Annotated in this window: 17 protein-coding genes and 3 pseudogenes; 12 read left to right on the top strand and 8 right to left on the bottom strand. The window is 60.2% G+C overall.

Going from position 1 to position 18,756, the window contains the following annotated elements:
* Window positions 1-21 precede the first annotated feature (21 nt).
* Complete coding sequence (locus GWE18_RS14720) at window positions 22-1,092, bottom strand: glycosyltransferase family 4 protein (protein ID WP_275186450.1); 1,071 nt, start codon at window positions 1,090-1,092, stop codon at window positions 22-24.
* 90 nt (window positions 1,093-1,182) lie between these two features.
* The gene (locus tag GWE18_RS14715) at window positions 1,183-1,824 is read right to left on the bottom strand and encodes a methyltransferase domain-containing protein (protein WP_275186449.1); all 642 of its coding nucleotides are present in this window, start codon (window positions 1,822-1,824) and stop codon (window positions 1,183-1,185) included.
* Between the two features lie 598 nt (window positions 1,825-2,422).
* Between GWE18_RS14715 and GWE18_RS14710 the strand changes: the two genes are divergently transcribed.
* Both GWE18_RS14710 and GWE18_RS14705 read left to right on the top strand, forming a co-directional pair.
* A complete protein-coding gene (locus tag GWE18_RS14710) occupies window positions 2,423-3,334 on the top strand; it encodes an EamA family transporter (RefSeq protein ID WP_275186448.1) in 912 nt (303 codons plus the stop codon).
* A 712-nt stretch (window positions 3,335-4,046) separates the two neighbouring features.
* A complete protein-coding gene (locus GWE18_RS14705; RefSeq protein WP_275186447.1) occupies window positions 4,047-5,885 on the top strand; it encodes an adenylate/guanylate cyclase domain-containing protein in 1,839 nt (612 codons plus the stop codon).
* 81 nt (window positions 5,886-5,966) lie between these two features.
* On the opposite strand, the pseudogene GWE18_RS14700 reads toward GWE18_RS14705, so the two are convergent.
* Both GWE18_RS14700 and GWE18_RS14695 read right to left on the bottom strand, forming a co-directional pair.
* A pseudogene (locus tag GWE18_RS14700) lies at window positions 5,967-6,083 on the bottom strand (IS30 family transposase); the annotation flags it as partial.
* Between the two features lie 65 nt (window positions 6,084-6,148).
* Entirely contained in the window at window positions 6,149-6,919 is a 771-nt protein-coding gene (locus GWE18_RS14695) for a cytochrome c (protein WP_275186446.1), read from the bottom strand.
* Window positions 6,920-7,178: 259 nt separating this feature from the next.
* Here GWE18_RS14695 and GWE18_RS14690 point away from each other — a divergent pair.
* Both GWE18_RS14690 and GWE18_RS14685 read left to right on the top strand, forming a co-directional pair.
* Window positions 7,179-7,586, top strand: a pseudogene (locus tag GWE18_RS14690) (molybdopterin cofactor-binding domain-containing protein); the annotation flags it as partial.
* A gap of 64 nt (window positions 7,587-7,650) precedes the next feature.
* Entirely contained in the window at window positions 7,651-7,914 is a 264-nt protein-coding gene (locus GWE18_RS14685) for a hypothetical protein (protein WP_275186445.1), read from the top strand.
* A 100-nt stretch (window positions 7,915-8,014) separates the two neighbouring features.
* On the opposite strand, the pseudogene GWE18_RS14680 reads toward GWE18_RS14685, so the two are convergent.
* From GWE18_RS14680 to GWE18_RS14670, 3 genes and pseudogenes are all read right to left on the bottom strand, one after another.
* Window positions 8,015-8,769, bottom strand: a pseudogene (locus tag GWE18_RS14680) (PQQ-binding-like beta-propeller repeat protein); the annotation flags it as partial.
* Window positions 8,770-8,856: 87 nt separating this feature from the next.
* Entirely contained in the window at window positions 8,857-9,144 is a 288-nt protein-coding gene (locus GWE18_RS14675) for a hypothetical protein (RefSeq protein ID WP_275186444.1), read from the bottom strand.
* 297 nt (window positions 9,145-9,441) lie between these two features.
* Window positions 9,442-9,942, bottom strand: a complete 501-nt coding sequence (locus tag GWE18_RS14670; protein ID WP_275186443.1) for a C13 family peptidase — start codon at window positions 9,940-9,942, stop codon at window positions 9,442-9,444.
* 1,718 nt (window positions 9,943-11,660) lie between these two features.
* Between GWE18_RS14670 and GWE18_RS14665 the strand changes: the two genes are divergently transcribed.
* From GWE18_RS14665 to GWE18_RS14640, 5 genes are all read left to right on the top strand, one after another.
* Complete coding sequence (locus GWE18_RS14665; RefSeq protein ID WP_275186442.1) at window positions 11,661-11,807, top strand: hypothetical protein; 147 nt, start codon at window positions 11,661-11,663, stop codon at window positions 11,805-11,807.
* A 1,392-nt stretch (window positions 11,808-13,199) separates the two neighbouring features.
* Entirely contained in the window at window positions 13,200-13,466 is a 267-nt protein-coding gene (locus tag GWE18_RS14655) for a hypothetical protein (RefSeq protein ID WP_275186440.1), read from the top strand.
* 86 nt (window positions 13,467-13,552) lie between these two features.
* Complete coding sequence (locus tag GWE18_RS14650) at window positions 13,553-13,795, top strand: hypothetical protein (protein WP_275186439.1); 243 nt, start codon at window positions 13,553-13,555, stop codon at window positions 13,793-13,795.
* Between the two features lie 20 nt (window positions 13,796-13,815).
* Window positions 13,816-14,202 (top strand): hypothetical protein, encoded by a 387-nt coding sequence (locus GWE18_RS14645; RefSeq protein ID WP_275186438.1) that lies wholly within the window; start codon window positions 13,816-13,818, stop codon window positions 14,200-14,202.
* Entirely contained in the window at window positions 14,183-15,115 is a 933-nt protein-coding gene (locus GWE18_RS14640; RefSeq protein ID WP_275186437.1) for a hypothetical protein, read from the top strand. The genes GWE18_RS14645 and GWE18_RS14640 overlap by 20 nt, the downstream gene beginning before the upstream one ends.
* A 103-nt stretch (window positions 15,116-15,218) precedes the next feature.
* Here the strand turns inward: GWE18_RS14640 and GWE18_RS14635 are convergent, their stop codons facing one another.
* Window positions 15,219-15,998, bottom strand: coding sequence for a DUF4239 domain-containing protein (locus GWE18_RS14635; RefSeq protein ID WP_275186436.1), 780 nt, complete (start codon window positions 15,996-15,998; stop codon window positions 15,219-15,221).
* 796 nt (window positions 15,999-16,794) lie between these two features.
* On the opposite strand from GWE18_RS14635, the gene GWE18_RS14630 reads away from it, so the two are divergent.
* From GWE18_RS14630 to GWE18_RS14620, 3 genes are all read left to right on the top strand, one after another.
* Complete coding sequence (locus GWE18_RS14630; protein ID WP_275186435.1) at window positions 16,795-17,130, top strand: hypothetical protein; 336 nt, start codon at window positions 16,795-16,797, stop codon at window positions 17,128-17,130.
* 149 nt (window positions 17,131-17,279) lie between these two features.
* Entirely contained in the window at window positions 17,280-18,131 is an 852-nt protein-coding gene (locus GWE18_RS14625) for a hypothetical protein (protein WP_275186434.1), read from the top strand.
* Between the two features lie 156 nt (window positions 18,132-18,287).
* Window positions 18,288-18,752 (top strand): hypothetical protein, encoded by a 465-nt coding sequence (locus GWE18_RS14620; protein WP_275186433.1) that lies wholly within the window; start codon window positions 18,288-18,290, stop codon window positions 18,750-18,752.
* Window positions 18,753-18,756 lie beyond the last annotated feature (4 nt).

Here is an 18,756-nt window from a genome sequence, read left to right as displayed (position 1 = left end):
GCTGGACCTTCGTGTCTAGAATCATTTACCGATCGTCTCGATTGCGCTGGCAAACAGTCGGGCGGAATCTTGCCAAGTGGGAAGCTGAGCCGCTGCCGCGCGAGCATTAGTGGCAAGTCGCCGCCGTTCAGGCGTATCGCTGATCAGACGGCGCAGTGCCTGCGCCAATGCGATCGTATCGTCCGGAGGCACCAGCAAGCCGGCCTCTGCCGGCACTGTATCGGGAATTGCACCCGCCGTAGTAGACACGACCGGAAGCCCGTGCCCGATCGCTTCGGCGAGCGCCATCCCATACCCTTCGAAACGCGACGCGAGAACAAATATGTCGGATGCCAAATAGAGTTCGATGATGTGCTCAGCTGGCAGGGCGCCGAGCACCGCGACCCTGTCGCCGAGGCCGTAGGCCCGGATGTCGGCGTCAAGCTGCGCGGCGGCGGCCGGGTTGCGGGTCCGGTCACCCGCGATCGTCAGCCGCCAGGGCATGTGGGCAAGTGCGGCCAGAGCAGCGATCAGCAGATCGTATCCTTTGCCCGGCACCACTGAACCGACCGAGAGAAGCCGAACGACGCCATCGTTGCTGCCGGGCGCTGACGGAACAGGATCATTACCCGGTCGGACCACGCTGACGCGCTGAGCCGGGACGTCGTAATCAGCGATCACAATCCGGGCGGTTGCCTCACTCGTGACCACGACGTGCGCGGCCGCAGCGAGCGCAGCGCGCTCGCTTTCGCGGAATACGTCTACCTGCGTCCTGTCCAGACCGGCGTGCAGAGCAAGCGGTTGGTGCACCAGCGCGATGAGCGGCGTGCGGGATCGGAGCGCGCCGGCTTCGGGCAGGGCCCCGAACGCAAGCCCATCGAGGACCATCGGACAGCCAGCCGGCACCGCGGACAGTATCGCCAGCGCGGTCGCGCGCTGCGCGATGCTCGGGAATGGAAAGCTATCGCCTATGTTGGCGACATCGACGTGCCAACCGAGCCCGCGAAGCTCTTGGATGATGCGTCGATCATAGCGATAACCTCCGGTCGGCGTGGCGAGATCACCCGGCACGGCGAACGCGAGGTGCAGTTCATTGCATGGAGACGTGCGCACGGTGCGGATCCAGAGATGGTTGCGCCAAGTCAGACGGATTGGCGCGAGCCGCAAGCCCAACAATATGCCTCTTCATGATTCCTTTCGCTGCTAGGTAGCTTTCGCCTCCTTCCAGGCGCATAGTGAGAGGCCGCCGCGAAAAGAATCCAATCGAGCGTGCCGCCCGATGACATCAAGTATCGTGAGCAGTAGCGCAACGAGGGCGGGCACGTCTCCCTTGGGAATGAACGTCCAGGGAACAGAGCGAATGCGGCAAAACCCAGCTTGATCCAGCAGCACGGAAATTTCTTCCTGAGTCAGTATTCGGTCAGTGGATAGATGCTTGGTGCCATACCCCAACACAGGCGCTATCGTCCGATACCAAACGTAATCGGCATCCGGTGTTAGGCAGAAAAAACGGCCACCACTCTTCAGCACCCTATAGACGCTGGCCAACACCGCTCGCTTGTCCAGCATGTGCTCGAAGGCGCCGATACAAATCGCCAGATCGACCGACTGGTCCGGGATTGCGTTCAGCTCCTCGGCGTTGCCCACTTCAAACGTAAGGTTGGCTTTCCAGGCTGAGTTCCCAAGTCGAGCGCGCGCCGCTGCGATCATGCCCTGCGAGACATCAATCCCGATGCCACGAGCTATTTCAGGTGCAAGGGCGAGCAGGTGATGGCCGTTGCCGCAACCGAGGTCCAGCACCACATCAGAGGGCTGGATTCGAGCCAGGTTTCGCACGAGCGCCACTCGGTATTCGAGCAGCCGTTGCGGGTGGCCGTGCTGCTCGGGAGATCCTGTTGACGCACATCGATCAAAGAAAGATCGGATGTCCGTTGTGTTGCATGAAGGAGCGGTCTTGACACCGCGAAGTCTTGACCAAGGCGCTCGCCGTTCGGTGCAAACTGTCTGTCCCCGCACCGGGTGGCCTGCGAGATCGGCAGAACTTATCGGATTCCGCGTCTGTATCATCCGCATGACAGGCGCCCCCGAGCATCGACTCCGGCAACCAAATAATTCAATTACTCCGCCTAAGTTCCCAAATGGCGCAATCTACAAGGTGTGGGCACGCTGCATTTGTCCCTCGTGCAGATCCTGGCGCGTCGATGCGATCGGTTTGCAAAGCCGCCATTCGGCCCGAATTCGCGGACGGTGAATGCCACGCTGCATCGCCTGGCAGGGCCGCAAGTGCTAGGCTTGAGGTCCGGAAAGATCGTGGACGCCGCAGAATTTCTTTTGGGGTTTCAGTTCTGACGCGGTGAAACGCACACAAGGGGCCGGTAATGGGGATCAGCCACAGTTTTCCGCCTCGGCGGAACTGAAGACAATTCCTGGCGGAGTGTCGATTATGAGCTGGTTTTTCATCGCCCTGTGGGCGCCATTCTTACTTGCTTGCGCCAATCACAACGACAAGTTCTTGCTGTCGAGATACCTCAAGCAGAAAAGTATCGGATCTATTGTCATACTCTCTTCGCTGTTGAGCGGCGTAGCGATCGCGATCGTATCGTTCATTCAGCCGGACGTGTACGACGTCAGCTTTGTTCAAGGAGTCGCGCTTGGCGCGACCGGGATGTCGAGCGTCCTTGCCGCTGTTTGCTATCTCTACGCACTCGACATCGATGAAGCATCGTTCGTCACACCGTTTTATCAGATGGTGCCAATCTTTGCTTACGTCCTCGGTTATTTCATCCTGAGTGAAACGATCACGCTTGCTCAAGGATTGGGTTCGTTCGTCATTATTGTCGGTGCGCTCGCATTGTCGTTTGAGTTTGGTCGGCGGGGAATGCGGTTCAAGCGAAACGTCGTGGCATTGATGCTGGGGGCTTGCTTCTTGAGTGCGGTAAATGGCGTCATTTTCAAGCTGATCGCCATCGACAAGGGTTTTTGGGTTTCGCTTTTTTGGGGATTCGTCGGCCAAACGATTACAGGTTTGACTTTGCTGGTCTGCGTTCCAAGTTACAGCAGAGATTTCCTTGACCTCTTCAAGCAATCGAAAGTCGGCGCTGTTGGCCTCATCGCGTTGAGCAAGACATTGTTCAGCGTCAGCGAAGCCATCACGCTTTACGCGACCCTCCTGGCGCCGGTCGCATTGGTTCTTCTCGTAAATTCGTTCCAGCCTCTTTTCGTCTTTGCGCTCGGTATCGTGTTGACACTGTTTTTTCCTCACGTGGCCAGGGAATCGCTAGGCCGCATGAGGATGCTACAAAAGGGCGTGGGAATTTGCCTCATGCTCGTCGGTGGTTACTTGATCAGCAGATAACATCTTACCGAGTTAACGATGCCGCTCGACTGCTTCTGGCGTGCAAAAGCGGACATTGGCCAAGCGGCTGGCTGCCAGACATCAACCGCCGCGACCGCGACGTCCGTTCACTCGCCGAATCGGAATCCGATCGACAAGTCTTCGCCAAGCTGAGCCCTTCGAAGGCCGTGGCAGGCTCGGCCGAAATCAACTGCATCACAATTGGCGAAATCCTCCGAGCAATTATGCCCGCCGAATGTCCCATTTCCGAAACTCGGCCCATGCCCAGTCCTAAAAACATCATGCCCTAGTCTTCGTCCGGCTCGCGCACGACCGGCGGTTCGTCGGCGCGGTCCTCTTCCTCTTCGTCCTCATCCTCTTCGTCTTCAGGATCTCGGGGCGGCATCGTGTTGCCTATGATCACGAAGGGACTCCGGTCGATCAACCTGGTGGCAAATTGCTCGGGGATATGTGGGGTCGTGCTGTTGCTCCTCGGGTGTGGACCCTGACGGATTTTACCCCTCTCATCCGGCTTCCGCGTGAGGGGTAGCGCCGCACCGTTTGCAGGGCATGCCATCGATGGTCCGCCTGCGGCCGCTCATATTCGTGATGCGAGCTAAGGGGCGGGCATCTTGGTTACGCCGCCAAAGCGATGACCCTCAACTCTAGTCGGAAGGATGGGACCTTGTCTATGCGGCGCAGACGATGTCCCATCTCACGACGGGCCATCCCCATGAATGACCCCAAAGCCAAAGCATTTGGTGGTAGTATGGAGATAAGGAACTGGGGAAACAGACCCCCAATGGCTCTAGATCAGACCAAACGCAAGCTCGCGGCTATTCTCGCCGCCGATATTGCCGGCTATAGCCGGCTGATGGGTGCGGACGAAGAGGGCACGCTCGCCCGCCTCAAGGTGCTTCGCCGCGAGCTGATTGATCCAAAGAACAAGCAACATCGCGGCCGCATCGTGAAAACGACCGGTGATGGAATTCTGATTGAGTTTCCAAGCGTGGTGGATGCAGTTCGCTGCGCGATCGAGGTTCAGCAAGGCATGGTCGAACGCAATGCCGACGTACCGCTGGAGAAACGAATTGAGTTTCGCGTCGGGGTTAATCTTGGGGACGTGATGATCGAAGGCCGAGACCTCTATGGCGATGGCGTGAACATCGCGGCGCGACTTGAGGCGCTGGCCGAACCCGGCGGCATATGTATCTCACGCACAGTCCTCAGTCACGCCCGCGATAAGGTGTCGTTCGACGTCGAGGACGCGGGCGAGCAAACGCTGAAGAATATCGCCCGGCCTGTCCACGTTTACCGTATCATCGATCCCAGCCAGCGGCCCGCGACGCGCAAACCTGAGGTTCCGGCGCTCGCATTGCCCGACAAACCGTCCGTCGCCGTGTTGCCATTTACCAATATGAGTGGCGATCCCGAGCAAGAGTTCGTCTCCGACGGGGTCGCCGAGGATGTGATCACGGCACTATCGCACTATCCCTCGCTGTTCGTCATCGCCCGGAACTCGTCCTTCACCTACAAGGGGCGCGCCGTCGATGTGAAACAGGTCGGACGCGAGCTCGGCGTGCGCTATGTGCTCGAAGGTAGCGTGCGCAAGGCCGGCAATCGGATCCGCGTCACTGCGCAATTGATAGAGGCGGGAACCAGCAACCACATGTGGGCCGAGCGCTACGACCGCGATCTCGCCGATATTTTCGCGATGCAGGACGAACTCACCGAAGCGTTGACGACCGCCCTGGCACCGGCCATTGCAGACGCCGAGCTGCGGCGCGCGATGCGCAAGCCACCGGAGAGCCTTGATGCCTGGGCGGCCTATCAGCGCGGTCTGTGGCATCTGAGCAAAGCTACCCTAGACGGCGATGCGACGGCAGAGGGTTTTTTTAAGCAGGCAATCGAGCTCGACCCGACCTTCGCCGGCGGCTACAGCGCGCTCGCCTTGTATCAGCTGCAAGCGGCCGCGATCTACCAGAAGCTGGATCTGCCAAGCGCGCAACGCTCGGCCGAGGCCTTGGCCCGTCGCGCGGTCGCGCTCGATGGCGCCGATGCAGAATCCCGTTCATGCCTTGGCTGGGCCCTGCAAGCGCGCGGCGACGCCGACGGTGCGTTGGCGGAGATCGAGCGAGCTCTCTCAATGAGTCCAAATCTGGCCATCGCGCATGGCCACAGGGGCGCGACGCTGATCTTTGCGGGACAGCCAAGGGAAGGGATCACGGCTCTCGAAACCTGTATTAGGCTCGATCCCCGCGATCCGTATCTGGCAGTACGTTTGTTGCACGTTGCGTGCGGACTATATTTCTGCAGCGAATACGAGGCTTCGATCGAAGCCGCGAAACGCCTGATCCGGTCGTTTCCCGATTTTCCGATGATCTACCGCTGGCCCGCGGCGGCGCTGGGCCAACTTGGGCGCACAACGGAAGCAAAGGATGCATTGGAGAAAGCCGTCTCGCGCGCACCGGGGGCATTCGACATGTATGTCCGCAAGAGAGCACCGTGGTTTCGGCCGGAGGACCACGCCCATCTCGTCGAGGGTTTGCGCAAGGCCGGCTGGAAGGGTTGAGGCCGCATTGAAGTCCGTCGCCTTACCCGATCCGGACGGCCCGTGATTTACGGGCGAATGTCCGATATGGGCGCGGCGGGTTCAACTGATCGCTGCAACACATTCCGCGAACTTCTCAGCTGGGGTTTGATATAGCAAGGTCTTTCGGGGCCTTTCATTGAGCTGCCTTGCTATCGCACTGAGTTTGGCTTGGCTATGATGACGCCTGTCGGCGGCGACTACGCCCTCATTGTCGCTAACCGTACTCGAGTTTTACGATTTACTTAGCGTTTGCTGCTGCCACCCTCCGTTGCTCGGCTCTTCCTATCCGCCATGTGATTCAAATACGCCAAGATCAGGTCGAGTTCCTCATCGCTCAGGTCCTCTTCGGCAAAGCTGGGCATCCGCTGCTCGGGCCAAACCCGCACCGAGCGTGGATCTCGGATCAGCGCGCGCAAACCGGCATCGGTGAAGTACTCGGTTGGGTTCATCGGCAGATTCAGATCGGGGCCAGCCGACGCCGATCCTGCGTGGTTCATCGTGTGGCATGTGAAGCATTTGTTCACGAAGAGGGTTTGCCCGTCTCGTGCCGGATGGAGGGCAGGGAGCATGGGATCAACCGCGAGCGAGGGCCACCGCTTGGCTGGCGCGTCTTGCACCGATAAACTGACAAGTTGGTAGGGCCACATCATGGTTGGGACGGATGACGCTTGATCGCCGAGCCATACGACATAGAAGGCGCCTGCGCTCTTATCCTTACCTGGAATTGGCGGCCACGGCCTGTCGGCGGCTTCGATTGCCATATACGCGACGATGCCGTCTTTGGCGTAGACCAGATCGCGAGGGAGTTGCGTCACGAAGCCGTCTTGCGCTACCGCTTCCACCACGGCATCGGGCGGAATGGCAACTCCTTCAAGCAACTTCGCGAGCGCCACGGCTCGATACGTCCGAGGAGTACGGTATGCGACATCACGCGACGTGGTGATTTCGACGACATCCGTGCGGGCAAGCAGCGCGTCCCGATCGAAGATTTGGACGCCGCGATGGGCTGACACCGTCAAAGTCGGACCGGTTGCCCAAACCGATGTTGGCATTGTGAAAGCAACCAGCGAGAAAGCTAGCGTGACAGCGAGCCCGATCGTTGTAGGCATATCCGAAACATACCTCGGAAGCGGCAATGGTAGATGCACAATGCGACTATCGCAGAGTTACACCTATTCCCAACTCCTCCAGCAGCGAAGCCCATCTCTTCGAAAAAATCTCGTCTCATGTGGGCCACTGCGTAAGGGCTCTTGACCAAAAACGTGCCGTTGCAGCTTTGTCAGCTATATCGCGACGATCGTCGAGGTAGCCGTTGACGACAAGGGCAAGCTCACCGTGCCGCGGGTCGATACCGCCATCGATTGCGGAACCTATGTCAATCCGGATCGGATCCAGTCGCAGATCGAGGGCGCCGCCATCATGGGCCTGAGCCTCGCCAAATATGGCGAGATCACCTTCAAGGACGGCAAGGTGCAACAGGGCAATTTCGACGATTTCCCGTTGCTTCGGATCGACGAATCCCCGGCCGTGACGAACGTCTACATCGTACCTGCCGGCCCGGACACGCCGCCGAGCGGCGTCGGCGAGCCCGGTGTGCCGCCCTTTGCGCCGGCGCTGATCAACGCGATCTTCGCCGCGACCGGCAAGCGCATCCGCGCGTTGCCGATCGGCAAGCAATAGGAGGCGTAAGGGGAACGTTAGACCGAACGGGCCGTTTTCCTTGACCTGAGAGGAGATCAGATCGATGAAACCCAACTCAACGGCGCTCGCGGCGTCGCTGCTGTCGAGCGTGCTTCTCTTGAATGCTCAGGCGGCGACCGCTCAAACCACGTCGCCGCCGAGCACAACCGCAACGCGGCCGGCGACGACACCGCCCGGGCAAACCTCCATGCCAAACGAAAGCCCGCCGGCCACGACAACTCAGACCACCGGCGAAGCCAGTCGCGATCCCGTGGTGAAGAAAATGAACGAAGACGAGAAACAGAAGGTCGAGACCAAGGGCAAGTAGCTCCAGCACTGGAAGCCAGGAGCAAGAAAGGGGCGGCGAACAATCGCTGGCCGCCCTTTCTCATCTCTGGTCAATACCAAGCCGGCGCAACGCCTACCAATCATTTCTTGACGGCGAACACCCAAACCACGCCGCCCTGCGGCACGTTGTTTTCCACCCCGACGTTCTGGGTGGCAAGCGCATCCTGGATGCGTTGCGCGTCGACGCCCCAGCCGGACTGGATCGCAATGTATTGCGTGCCGTCGACCTCATAGGAAACCGGCATGCCCATGATGCCGGAGTTGGTCTTCTGCTCCCACAATAGTTCGCCGCTCTTGGCGTCGAAGGCGCGAAAGTAGCGATCATTGGTCCCACCGACAAAGACGAGATCGCCCGCGGTCGCCAGTACCGAACCGAACAATTGCGACTTCGGGAAGTTGTGCGACCAGACTTTCTTGCCGGTTGCGGGATCCCAAGCCTGTAGTTCGCCGATGTGTTTGGCGCCGGGACGGAGCGTCAGACCGATGTCCTCGGGCTTGGTGCCAAGCCAGAGTTTGCCTGGAACCAGCGGCACCTTCTCGCCAGAGAAGCCGCCGCAGGTGTTCTCGTTGGCCGGCACATAGACATATTTCGTCTTCTCGCTGTAGGCCGCCGACGGCCAGTCCTTGCCACCCTACAGTGACGGCAAAACTCGATCCGCTTGCCGACCACCGGCTTGTGCGCGGGGTCGACAATCGGCTTGCCGGTCTCGGGCTCAATGCCTTTCCAGACATCGGTGTGAACATAGGGCCAGCCGGTTACGTAGCTGATCTTGTCCGGCTTGCGCTCCAGGATCCAGAAGATCGCGTTCAGTCCCGGATGGATCAGGCTCTTGACGTGTAACCTCGGCGCTTGGCGGTAAGGTAATAAACCCCGCGTCAGGAAGGCGAGATTACGCTCAGTCGTGCTATACCTCCAGGAGTCTCAGCGCGGCCTTTCACCGCTGCTTGGCGTCCCCGTCGAGGTGCCGGTGGCTGAGCCCGCTGTCAGCGGAGCAGTGTCAGTCCGCCCAGGGGGGTGAGCGGAAGCGCCCGGCTTTTCCTGCTCGCCGACATAGCCTGACTCACCGGACTGGCGGGTCTTGGCGCCCTTGTCCGCCTCCTCCTGCATCTGCTGCATCTGCGGGTTCGGTGTCGTCTGCTGCTGCGCCTGCGCCGGCAGCGCGATCATGGTTCCGCTTGCGATAAGCATCGCAACGATTGTGGTTCGCATGGAAATCCTCCCCATCGTAGCGTCACTTACCCGAATAACGCGCCGGCTCGCGATGGTTCCTAGTTCATCCTCCTATTTTCAAGACAAGGGGATGCGGTAAGGCGCGCAGCCGCGCCGCTAGTGAGATACGCAACATAGAAGGCACAAGGCGCCGATTCGCGTAAACATGATCCCAGCGCCGAACGGCCTTAAGATCGCCTACGCCGCTGGCTACTACGGTCCCCTTGCCCGCGGCGCGTTTCGGTCATTAGGTCAATTTGGACGAGGTTTTTGTCGGCCGCGAAGGCGGCCGGTCGCTCAGGGACGCGAAATGAGCAACGGCTGCACGTTTCGCCGCCTGCCATTAGGGGATTCGACGGCTCGAAGCGCTCGCGCACTTCTCGCTTTTTGACGAGCGAACGCGCAACAACAAAGGCGTCCTTCAGGCTCTTGGCTTGCCGGAATGCTATATTGAAAAACGCGTTGCCGAAATAGGTCCATTTGGCTTTGTCCCGGCAGCCGAACGAGATGGTCGGAATCGGCCGCGGTGATTACCAGCGTATCCCCGGAATAGCAGGCCGAGATGACCACCACCTTGTATCGCATGCCGGTCCGCGCCAGCATGTAGGCGAGATTAGACGGCGTGAGCGTTTGCGTAAGCCGCCCCGCTTTGACTGCAAGGCCGGTGCGGGAGCCGTGCGAGGTGAGAATCAAAAACAGAATGTCGTTGTCGGCGTCCATCCCGTTGGCCGCCGCTTGCAAGGACATGGCCAGGCCTTCAATCGTGGCACCTCCGCCTTTCTTCGAATTGTATTGCACGTTGATCGGGGCACCTCCGAAACGGTCCGCTACGACCCGTGCTGCGCCGGCCGCCTCGCTTCTAAATACGCCCTGATCGCCGAAAAGGCCGAAGGACACCACGCGACAAATAGGGCGTGCGTGGATCAGCTCGGATCAGCCGCGGCGTTCGACATCAATGCCCGCCCGGTCAGCGCTGGACGGTCCAGGGCGACATTGTCACCGCAGAACCAGGAAGTGGACCACCGCAGTCACGGAGCATCAATGGCACGGACAGCGTCAATCCTTTTCCCGCCCATCTCCCTTCACGAAAAGGTCGTCCGGACGATGTGTTCGGACAGGAATTAGATCCGGAGTAGCTATCGACTAACTCGCGCTATCGTCGGCGACGCGCTCTGGTTCGCGCCGCTTTCTTGGCGGCGGCAGAGCGGCCAGCAGCGCCTTTTGTCTTTACGGCTTTCTTGGCTGCGGCAGAACGAGCAGAGGCGGTGCGGCGCGAGGCGGCACGCCGCGTTTGCTTGGAGAGCGCCGCGCGCGACGCCGTGCTGCGCGGTTCGCTCTTAAGGACCCGTGACACGGCGCGCGAGACGCGCGGCCGGCGTCGGGGCTTTCGCTTGCCCTGGCCTGCCTCATACGCGTACTCGGCACTTTTGCGGGTGCTCGCCTTGGCCTTGCCTCTCCGTGGCGGGCGAAGAGCAACGCCCGCACGCCTCGCTTTGGATAGGCCAATGGCAATGGCCTGCTGCGGCGATCTCGCCCCATGTTCGCCGCGGCGAACCTTGCGGATCTCCTCATGCACAAATTCGCCCGCCTGAGTGGTGGTTGACTTGCCCGCGCGCTTGTCCTTCCGGGCCTTCTTCACCGTTCGTCGCTCTGGCATGACTATTCCTCCATCGTGCTCCTCAAGAGTAACGCCGTACCTCGCAAAAGGTCCCTGAATGCTGTTTGCGGGGTGTGAACGCCGCGGCCGCGCCATGGCTAACTTGCCGCAAGGTGCCGATCGGAAGAACATCGAGCAACTCTGGCCGATCCCCGGCAGAATCGGCAGCGCGATCTTGCGCGCACTATTTCTAGCCTTCCAGTCAACGCTTCACGAGATGCTCAGCGAGCTCCGTCCAGGACGCGCGGATCTTGTACTCTACGTTCCACTACCACTAATCGCAGACGCCAAGGGTGTCCTGTCAACCACTTTGAAACTGCTAATAAATCTTGCTTCCTCAATTCAAAGGCCACCGTCTGATCCACGGATAGAGTAGGGCGGAGCGGCACTCCTCTTTTTTGGGTAGGTGGCAGGTGGCCCGGTGCACGACGGTTCCGGACGACACGCGCCGGGCCATTCCGCCGCGCTGTCGTCTACTGCACTGATTACAGGTGCAGCCACTCGATCGAAATGGACCCCGATTGTTGGCCCGACAACCTTCGACTGTCTGGAGCAGTTCGTCTGCAAGGCGTGCGGCAAGCGCGGCGCCGACATCCGGCCCCCTATGGCGCAGCTCCGATGGGCCTTGCTTAAGCCTGCAGTCGCAAAGCCCTTCGCCGTCGGGCTAACAACTCGAAACGAACAAGAATAACTGTGCAAGCGGCTAGCGCGGCCAAGGCCATCAAAAGAACCGTCGTGAGCATGGGAAATCTCCAGCCCGATGATTCGCAATTTCCTAAACTGTGAATTATCTCGGCCGAATGTTTAAGAAAAAGTTAACGCCCCGTCTTCCTGGCGAGCGCAAGCTGAAGAGAGACCAATGACCGTTTTTGTCTGCGTCAACACAAGCAAGCAGGTTGGCGACGCCGATTACGTCAAGGTCTTCGCCACCATGGACGCCGCCGAGAAATGGTTTGAGGAAAACGATCTCGAAGGCGTCGTTTTCGAATATGAGGTCCAGGAATGAACGTACCGGCCGCCTGACCGCATACGCGATGGCTTGTGATCCTGGTGCTGGCAATTGTCTGGCAGGCACTGGGGTCGCTGTAGGACCGCCAACTGAGGTAAGCCTTACTTCTCCTGATCCTCTAGCAAGTTTCCCAATGAGGTAGGGGGTTGCAGTCCGGGCGATCTCAGCCACTCATTGATGTGAGCGGCCGTCTCAGCCTGGCGAGCCCGCCGTAGAAGTAGGTCCCGGGCCGTGCCGTGCGGGAGCTTATCTGCTGCCTCTTTAAAGCGTCGGGCCTCTTCCGCCAGTCGCTCTTCAAACGTCTTCTCATGATTGATGCGTCCCCGTTTTCCCATGGCGCTGCCTCCCTATGAGGCCATTTAAAATTCCCCGCCCTTCGTCCGTCTGTCCGGTATCAGACTGTACGTCGAGGTTCGGGAAAAACCGGAACGGGAGCAGCCGGAGTGCGTTTTAGATACGCGCCGGCTCTGCCGCCTGGCGCATTGGAATGATGGCCCGAGCCATCAGCCCCCTGCTGGGGCCGTTTCTTTTCTCAAACGAAAGCCCGGCTGTTGGGCCGGGCGATTCGCAAACATTCCGAACGTGATAAAACGCGAACATCTTAGATCGGAATAGAACAAACGTCGGTTCGCTTTGTCACCCAGGGATCGGAATTTGGCCCCGTAAGATTACGGATCAGGGGCATAGGTTAGCCGTCCACGCGCGCTCAAAGGAACGGCCCCAGCGGGGAAGACTGGGGCCGTCAGGTGCGTACCTCAGGGCAATTGGGATCAAAGGCACACACGCCACAAGCGGGAACAAGTGGCAGGCTCCCTCCCTTCGCTGTGCGGAGATGCCCGTCAGCGTGAACCGCCGGCGAGTAGAGCAAAGGAACGATATTCACGGCGCAATTTACCCCTGCACTCAAGCCAACGAGGAGCCGCCATGATGATCCGCTTTGCTTGCTTTGGGGCCTTCTTTGTAGCTTTCGCTCTTACTGGGCCAGCCTCGGCTACGGGGGGATGCGGCGTTGGTTGTCGCAGCACGTCACAGGGAGCGTGCGTTCGCGACGGGTGGCAGGAAGGTTTGCCGGTTCGGAACGAGTGCCCGGCCACATCCCGCCCAACTCCCCCCTGCGGCCCATATCACCGATGGAGTCGGCAATCCATGTCGTGCATTGTGCGTTGAACTGCCCGGTTAGCGGCCTGGCCCTCGTCTGTCCGGCTACCGACAAAAGCCAGACTCGCCAGCGTGAACGGCTCCGCGAGAGAGGGGCACGGGACCGAAGCTCCGCGGGTTCGATAATCGTGTTCTTACGGGTCGATATTGGCCAACAACTTGCGATGGTTGCTTCAACTGTTCGGCAACTAATCTCCAGATGTGCCGAACTAAGTCATTCGGAGCACCCAAATGAGTATGCAGCCTCGTTTTGAGACAGCGCGCGAAACTGCAGTGATCAGTAAGATACTGACTGATCTTGTCCGCACCGTTCAACTGATCGAATGCGAGATCGCCGCCCAAGAAGAGCGCGCTAGCGTTTCCAACCGGTCTGATGTCAAGTATCCAATGCTGGCAAGGACCCTGATCGAGCGGCGCGATAATCTCAAGATTACCATTGACGCTCTTGAACAGCGTCTCGCTGAGCGAGCGCCGTACGAACAAGCAACGGCAGCTTAGGCCGGCCACCGGGGTTCTACGGCATTGCGCATCCCATCCGACGCGTGGTTGTGTCTCTCCGCAAATTAAACCATGGGGGACTGGGAATGAAGCAGATCATTTTGGCCGCGGCTTTGACGCTGGCCGCGACCGCCGCCCAGGCGCAGCTTTACGGCACCGGCTCAAATTCTCGCAGCCACACCGTGTCTCCATACGTCAACAGCCAAGGCACCTATGTCGGCGGCTCGCGCGCGACCAATCCGAACAACACGCAGATGGATAACTACGGCACGCGCGGGAATGTGAATCCCTACACCGGCGCTGTCGGTACGCGCATGCCGCGGTACTGACACAGATCTCGGGGCGAAACATGCGAACCTGGGTCGCGTGGTTCCTGGCCATAGCGCCCTTCTTCATCGTTGAGTTTGTCGCTTCGCTAATCGGCGGGGCGCTCGGCGTTCCGACGTCGTTGGATGTTGCTCCATACACCGTCCATTATGGACGCGGCGCTGAGGCCGAAAGTAGCTCGATCACGACGGCCTATGGCTGGGGCATCCACGTACTTGCCCTTCTTGCCGCAACAGGGGTCTGGCATCTGGTCATGGGCAAAGAACTCTCGGCTTCGGCGCGCGCGCAGTTCAAAGGCGTCCTGCTGGGTGCTGTCATCACGACGGCAGGAGGCATCCCGCTAGACGCCCCGCTGCACAATTGCAGATTTCCATCGCCTCACCGCGGCGATGAAGCGGGCCAACCTTGACCCGAGCAAAGCCGAGGACGTCAACACCTTCCTGCAGAGCGCCTATTCCAATAGCAGCGCGCGCGACGTCCTATCGAAGCTGATGACGCAGCGCGAGCAGTACGAGGGCAAGGCGGCTCAGTTCGGTCGCGCCCCCGGTCTGGCCGCTGCCGGTCCGCTGATGGCCAAGGACCCATTCGTCGCCTATGAGGCGGTATTCGCGCAGCTTCGGACGCTCGCCGGCCAGGCGCCGATCATGGACGCCACCGCCGCCGGTTTGAATAAAATATCTTCCGGCATTGTCGGCTTGAACGCTGCGATCAATGAAGGCGCGCAGGAAGGCGGGTGGCTAAATCGTTTCGGCAAGGAAGCCGAAGAGCGCTGGGCGACCACAAAGCGGGAGGCATCGAGCGCTTGGGACACCCTGCAGAAGTTGGACAGGGCGACGGCCATCAATCCGAAATATTTGGGGCTTGGCCGGAACGGCATCTTCAATCCCTACGGTAGCATGTACCCAGAGGCTGAAGATCCGATGGGTTCGGCTTACTCGCGCCGTCAGTTTCGCAGCAAGGAATACTGGGAGGGCTTGGGTCGCGAGGGGGCGTCGGCCGAGAGCGCAGCTAGGCTGAGGCGGGAAGCTGAGCGGTTCGATGCGGCGAAGCCGTTTGTGGTTCCGGGCCTAAGCAAGACGATGACCTACGGGACCGGGGTTAGCGGCGGCGACGAGACAGTCTCGGTGTCGGGAGAAGTGCACGGCGAGGTCAAGCAACTCATTGAGATCACGGCGTCTCAGTACTTCGAGACACTGGTGCAGAACGCGCAAAACGCAATCAAGCTCGCGGGCCAGATCACCAGCAACGGCGTCGGCTCGACCGGCAAGTCGAGCCCGGACGCTGCGGCGCCGGCGACGCCAGCACAGCCCACAGCACCATGAGCAAGAGGCCATATGTTCTGGAAACAGCGACAATTACGCATCGAAGCCCTTGAAGATCGTCTGGATCAGGTCGTGATCCCCAATGCGCGGGTGAGATCTTGCGTCATATCGGCACTTGCTGCAAGACGTCCCCGATCGGGCCGGGAGGGACGAAGACCGGCGGCTGGAACGGTGCCTCGTGAATCGCCAGCAAACCGAGAACCGATACCGCGGCCAGCGTGAAGATGAACAGCGCAGCGATCTGTGGTCGCGGTCCTTCCAGATGCACGACGGAAATTGCCAATTGGGTGACGAGCGCAAGCATCAGGACCGCTGCCCACTTCGACACAGCGGTGCGATCATCGCTGAGCTCGATGCGGTCTTCGTGAGCATTCCGTATCCTCAGCACCATGTCCAGCAGCGCCTTTCGGACATCGGCGTCCTTCGAGACGCCGGTCTGCGCCACTTCTCGCAGCAGGTCGTTCATCGCCGCATCTGTCGTTGCAGACCTCTGCTGCCGCGCCAGTCGAGGCCACTCGTCTTCGACAACGGCGGTCACATAAGCGCGAATCGCAGAGCGCAAGCGACTGTTATCGGCTCCGCTTGCGGCACTTAGGCTGTAAAGTGCGACGAGCGTGTTGCTTTCGATGAGGACGATACGATCGGCCTGCTTGTTGCGATCCCATATGTCGTTCGACAGGAACGCGAGCAGCAGTCCGAAGATGATAGCAGTCGACCCAAAGAACGGGGCAACCACCCCTTTGAAGCTCTGGATGCGTCCGCTGAGCGGTGACCGGAAAGTCAGCCATACCATCAGGGCTGCCGTCGCGAGGTAGAACGCGAATAGGCTCAGGAAGAGCACGGCGACAGGAAGTTCGAGCCACACTATGAACCAGCTTTGCATCACGGCTCCTGGGAACGCTTGCCCCTTAGCACACTAGCGCGTCGGCGGCTTACAGCAATTGCCCAGCGAAGCGCTCTCGATTGCTTTCGTCACCACGAGACCGGCAAGCTCTGCGCCGTGTCCCTGAAGATAAGTAAATGCGCGGGCTCGGTCAAAAGTCACTTATAGGCCTAGTCCGCCCACCAGACCCTCTGGGCCAGCAAGGGCCGCACAGGAGCGTCATGTACGCCGTGGGATAGCAGACCCAGACAGCAGCAGAAGCAGCCTCAGCCTGAGGGAGAGGCTTAGGGGGCCTCTTGGTCGGCGGGCGCGGCTTGCCGCCGACGGGACGACAGCGTATTCGACCGGCGCGACTGTTGAGGCGAGCAACAACTCGTCTGCGCCCGCGACCATTATCGCTGCATTATGCTCATACTGCGGGCGGCGGAACGCAGGCACTCACCGGCACGGCGGCGACTTCGATAGGGCTGAGGTCGACACTTTCTGGAAGCACTGCGCTTGGCGCCGTAGCCGCACTGGAGGTCGGTGTTCGCGCCGACTTGACCAAGCAGTCGTCCCCGACATCTGCGCCTATCCTCATCTCGGGCACTGCAACGGCGTTCAACACGAACACGACGCCGAAGACCGCCACCGGCATAGTCGTGCAGAACGGCGACGTCCTCCTCGCCCACGCGATGATGGAGGCCTCCGGCGGGGCCACACTGAACATTGCAACTACGGCAGGCAGCACTGGGACTTGGACGCTGAGGGCCGACGTCCCTGGCTTTACGGACACCGCACAGCCGTACTTGCGGACATGGTCGCGACCACCGCCACCGCGCCCGGGACCATTTCCAGCCGCATGCAGGCGGATATCTCGCGCACGGCGAAGCTGAACATCTCGGGCATCTGGGATGAGCCGACGACGTCACGCACGCCGCACGCGCGCGGCGCCCTGCAGGACGACAACGCACACAACTGGAACGCCTCCTATCCGTCGGCGAATTTCGATGACGGTCTGGTCGCCGGCGTGCGCAAGGGTGACGTGCTCACCCGCAAGCTGGACGGGGCTGTCTATGAAGTGGTGCGGGTGGTGCCGAACGGCTTCGGGCGCACCACGCTGCAACTGTCGAAGCGCAAGCGAACGCCTTGAGGGTCAGGCGTCTTCTGCACATTGCCGAGTTCACGGGGGCAACCTATCTCAAGGATCGAGCGTCGAGTCTTGGCGGGCCTGCGCTCAACAGCCTAGCCGACGCCGGACGAACGCGCGGCTAGGCTGCACTTTGTCGAGGACGATTGGCAATGAGGACGCTTGCGGCAATTTGTGCTGACGTGGGTGTCGAGATCCTACCAACCACGGCAACGGTACGAGCGGGGCAGACTACAGCGCGGTCGACGCTCCAACAGATCTTCGAGGATCGCGGCGAGGGGCACGTTATCCAACTGTTGCGGACCTTCACTGAGACGGAAAACCACCGCGCCCGCATCGACACATTCGCGCTCCACGCTATTTCAGATATCATGGTCGCCTATCCATCATGGGCCGACTCTGGCCTGCGATGGTTCGATGTCTTTGATCGCGTGGATATCGCAGCGGCGCAACGCCAGGCGAAATTGAACAGGGGTGTCGTGCCGCAGCGCTATGGGGTAGCTGCCGCGATCTTTCCTGCACTCCAGAGCGAATTCGCACCCTCCGCACCTGTGAAGCCAAATAGGAAGGCGCTGGCTGCCGCGGCCCGGGCTGCGCAGGACGCGGCTCGGTTGGCGCATGTAGAGCGTCGGCTCGAGCTGGGCCGCAAGCTAGCGGCGCTGCGGGATGCCACGCCGAACAACAAGCGCTTCGGGCGGGCAGTTCGCGAGCAATTTGACCTTCACGATTCTCTGGAGGTCGCCGAGATGATGCGGATCTCGCGGCGCTACGGCGAACGGCCGGAGATTTTCCGCAAAGTGGGCTGGCGCGGCCTTGTGGAGTTGGCTTCCTCGGCAACATCAGAGGCACAGCGCCGGGAGCTCGAGGCGAGAATATTGGCCGGCGAGCGCGTCAACGGTGCAGAGATAATCCGCCCTAGCGCGACAATTGGAGTTCGCACGCCGCGGAGCGCTAGCGCCGACGCCGCGTGTCGAGCAAAAATACCTGGGCGCATGTTGCCCTAGGCCTCGCTCCGATGTGCGTGCGCGTGCGGATGAAGGGAGCGACGGTTCCAATGTCGACCACAATACATAGCCACCGACTTAGCTGTGGACAGCCGGAACATTTTGCTTGACCGTTACGGCGTTCGATAGCCCCGCAACAGTTTGGAGCGTTGTAAAATGAGTTTTAGTGACGAACTGCTCGCATCGAAGTTTGACGGCATTGAACGCGATATTGGAGACATAATCCAAACCAACAATCGCGCATTACCTTCAATCCATATCGTTCCGAAAGACGACCATCCGCTTCCGAAAGGCCCGTTGCCCGACTACGTCGAACACAAGGAGGGCGTCAATCAGGTCGGCAGACTATCCGCCGAAGTGGTCGTTCGCGAATACGATGCGGCCGTAAAGGAGATCGAATCGCTCGGTGCCGAACTGATAGAGGCTGCCAAGAAGTGCGAGGCCACGGTTGCTGGCGTTCATGCGATGGTCAGCGAGATCAAGGCATTGGCGGCAAGCTATCGCGAGGAAGGCAAGCGCTACTTCTTGCAGATCGAGGAGTGTTCGCTGACCACATCCGAAGTTCGCACGGTCTGCGAAGCGCTCAAGAAGAAAATATCTAAGAGCGTTATCGACGCCTAGTTGT

Origin of the sequence: Bradyrhizobium sp. CSA112, assembly GCF_029051645.1 — a bacterium.
Taxonomy (GTDB): Bacteria; Pseudomonadota; Alphaproteobacteria; order Rhizobiales; family Xanthobacteraceae; genus Bradyrhizobium.
Note: the sequence above shows the minus strand (reverse complement) of the source record. Positions and strands in the feature narration are given on the sequence as shown.

What these genes read in the sequence shown, in the direction of transcription:
- GWE18_RS14710 (WP_275186448.1), top strand. Translation starts at nt 2,423, where the DNA reads ATGAGCTGGTTTTTCATCGCCCTGTGGGCGCCATTCTTACTTGCTTGC.
- GWE18_RS14705 (WP_275186447.1), top strand. Translation starts at nt 4,047, where the DNA reads ATGAATGACCCCAAAGCCAAAGCATTTGGTGGTAGTATGGAGATAAGG.
- GWE18_RS14685 (WP_275186445.1), top strand. Translation starts at nt 7,651, where the DNA reads ATGAAACCCAACTCAACGGCGCTCGCGGCGTCGCTGCTGTCGAGCGTG.
- GWE18_RS14675 (WP_275186444.1), bottom strand. Translation starts at nt 9,144, where the DNA reads ATGCGAACCACAATCGTTGCGATGCTTATCGCAAGCGGAACCATGATC.
- GWE18_RS14665 (WP_275186442.1), top strand. Translation starts at nt 11,661, where the DNA reads ATGACCGTTTTTGTCTGCGTCAACACAAGCAAGCAGGTTGGCGACGCC.
- GWE18_RS14655 (WP_275186440.1), top strand. Translation starts at nt 13,200, where the DNA reads ATGAGTATGCAGCCTCGTTTTGAGACAGCGCGCGAAACTGCAGTGATC.
- GWE18_RS14650 (WP_275186439.1), top strand. Translation starts at nt 13,553, where the DNA reads ATGAAGCAGATCATTTTGGCCGCGGCTTTGACGCTGGCCGCGACCGCC.
- GWE18_RS14645 (WP_275186438.1), top strand. Translation starts at nt 13,816, where the DNA reads ATGCGAACCTGGGTCGCGTGGTTCCTGGCCATAGCGCCCTTCTTCATC.
- GWE18_RS14640 (WP_275186437.1), top strand. Translation starts at nt 14,183, where the DNA reads ATGAAGCGGGCCAACCTTGACCCGAGCAAAGCCGAGGACGTCAACACC.
- GWE18_RS14635 (WP_275186436.1), bottom strand. Translation starts at nt 15,998, where the DNA reads ATGCAAAGCTGGTTCATAGTGTGGCTCGAACTTCCTGTCGCCGTGCTC.
- GWE18_RS14630 (WP_275186435.1), top strand. Translation starts at nt 16,795, where the DNA reads ATGGTCGCGACCACCGCCACCGCGCCCGGGACCATTTCCAGCCGCATG.
- GWE18_RS14625 (WP_275186434.1), top strand. Translation starts at nt 17,280, where the DNA reads ATGAGGACGCTTGCGGCAATTTGTGCTGACGTGGGTGTCGAGATCCTA.
- GWE18_RS14620 (WP_275186433.1), top strand. Translation starts at nt 18,288, where the DNA reads ATGAGTTTTAGTGACGAACTGCTCGCATCGAAGTTTGACGGCATTGAA.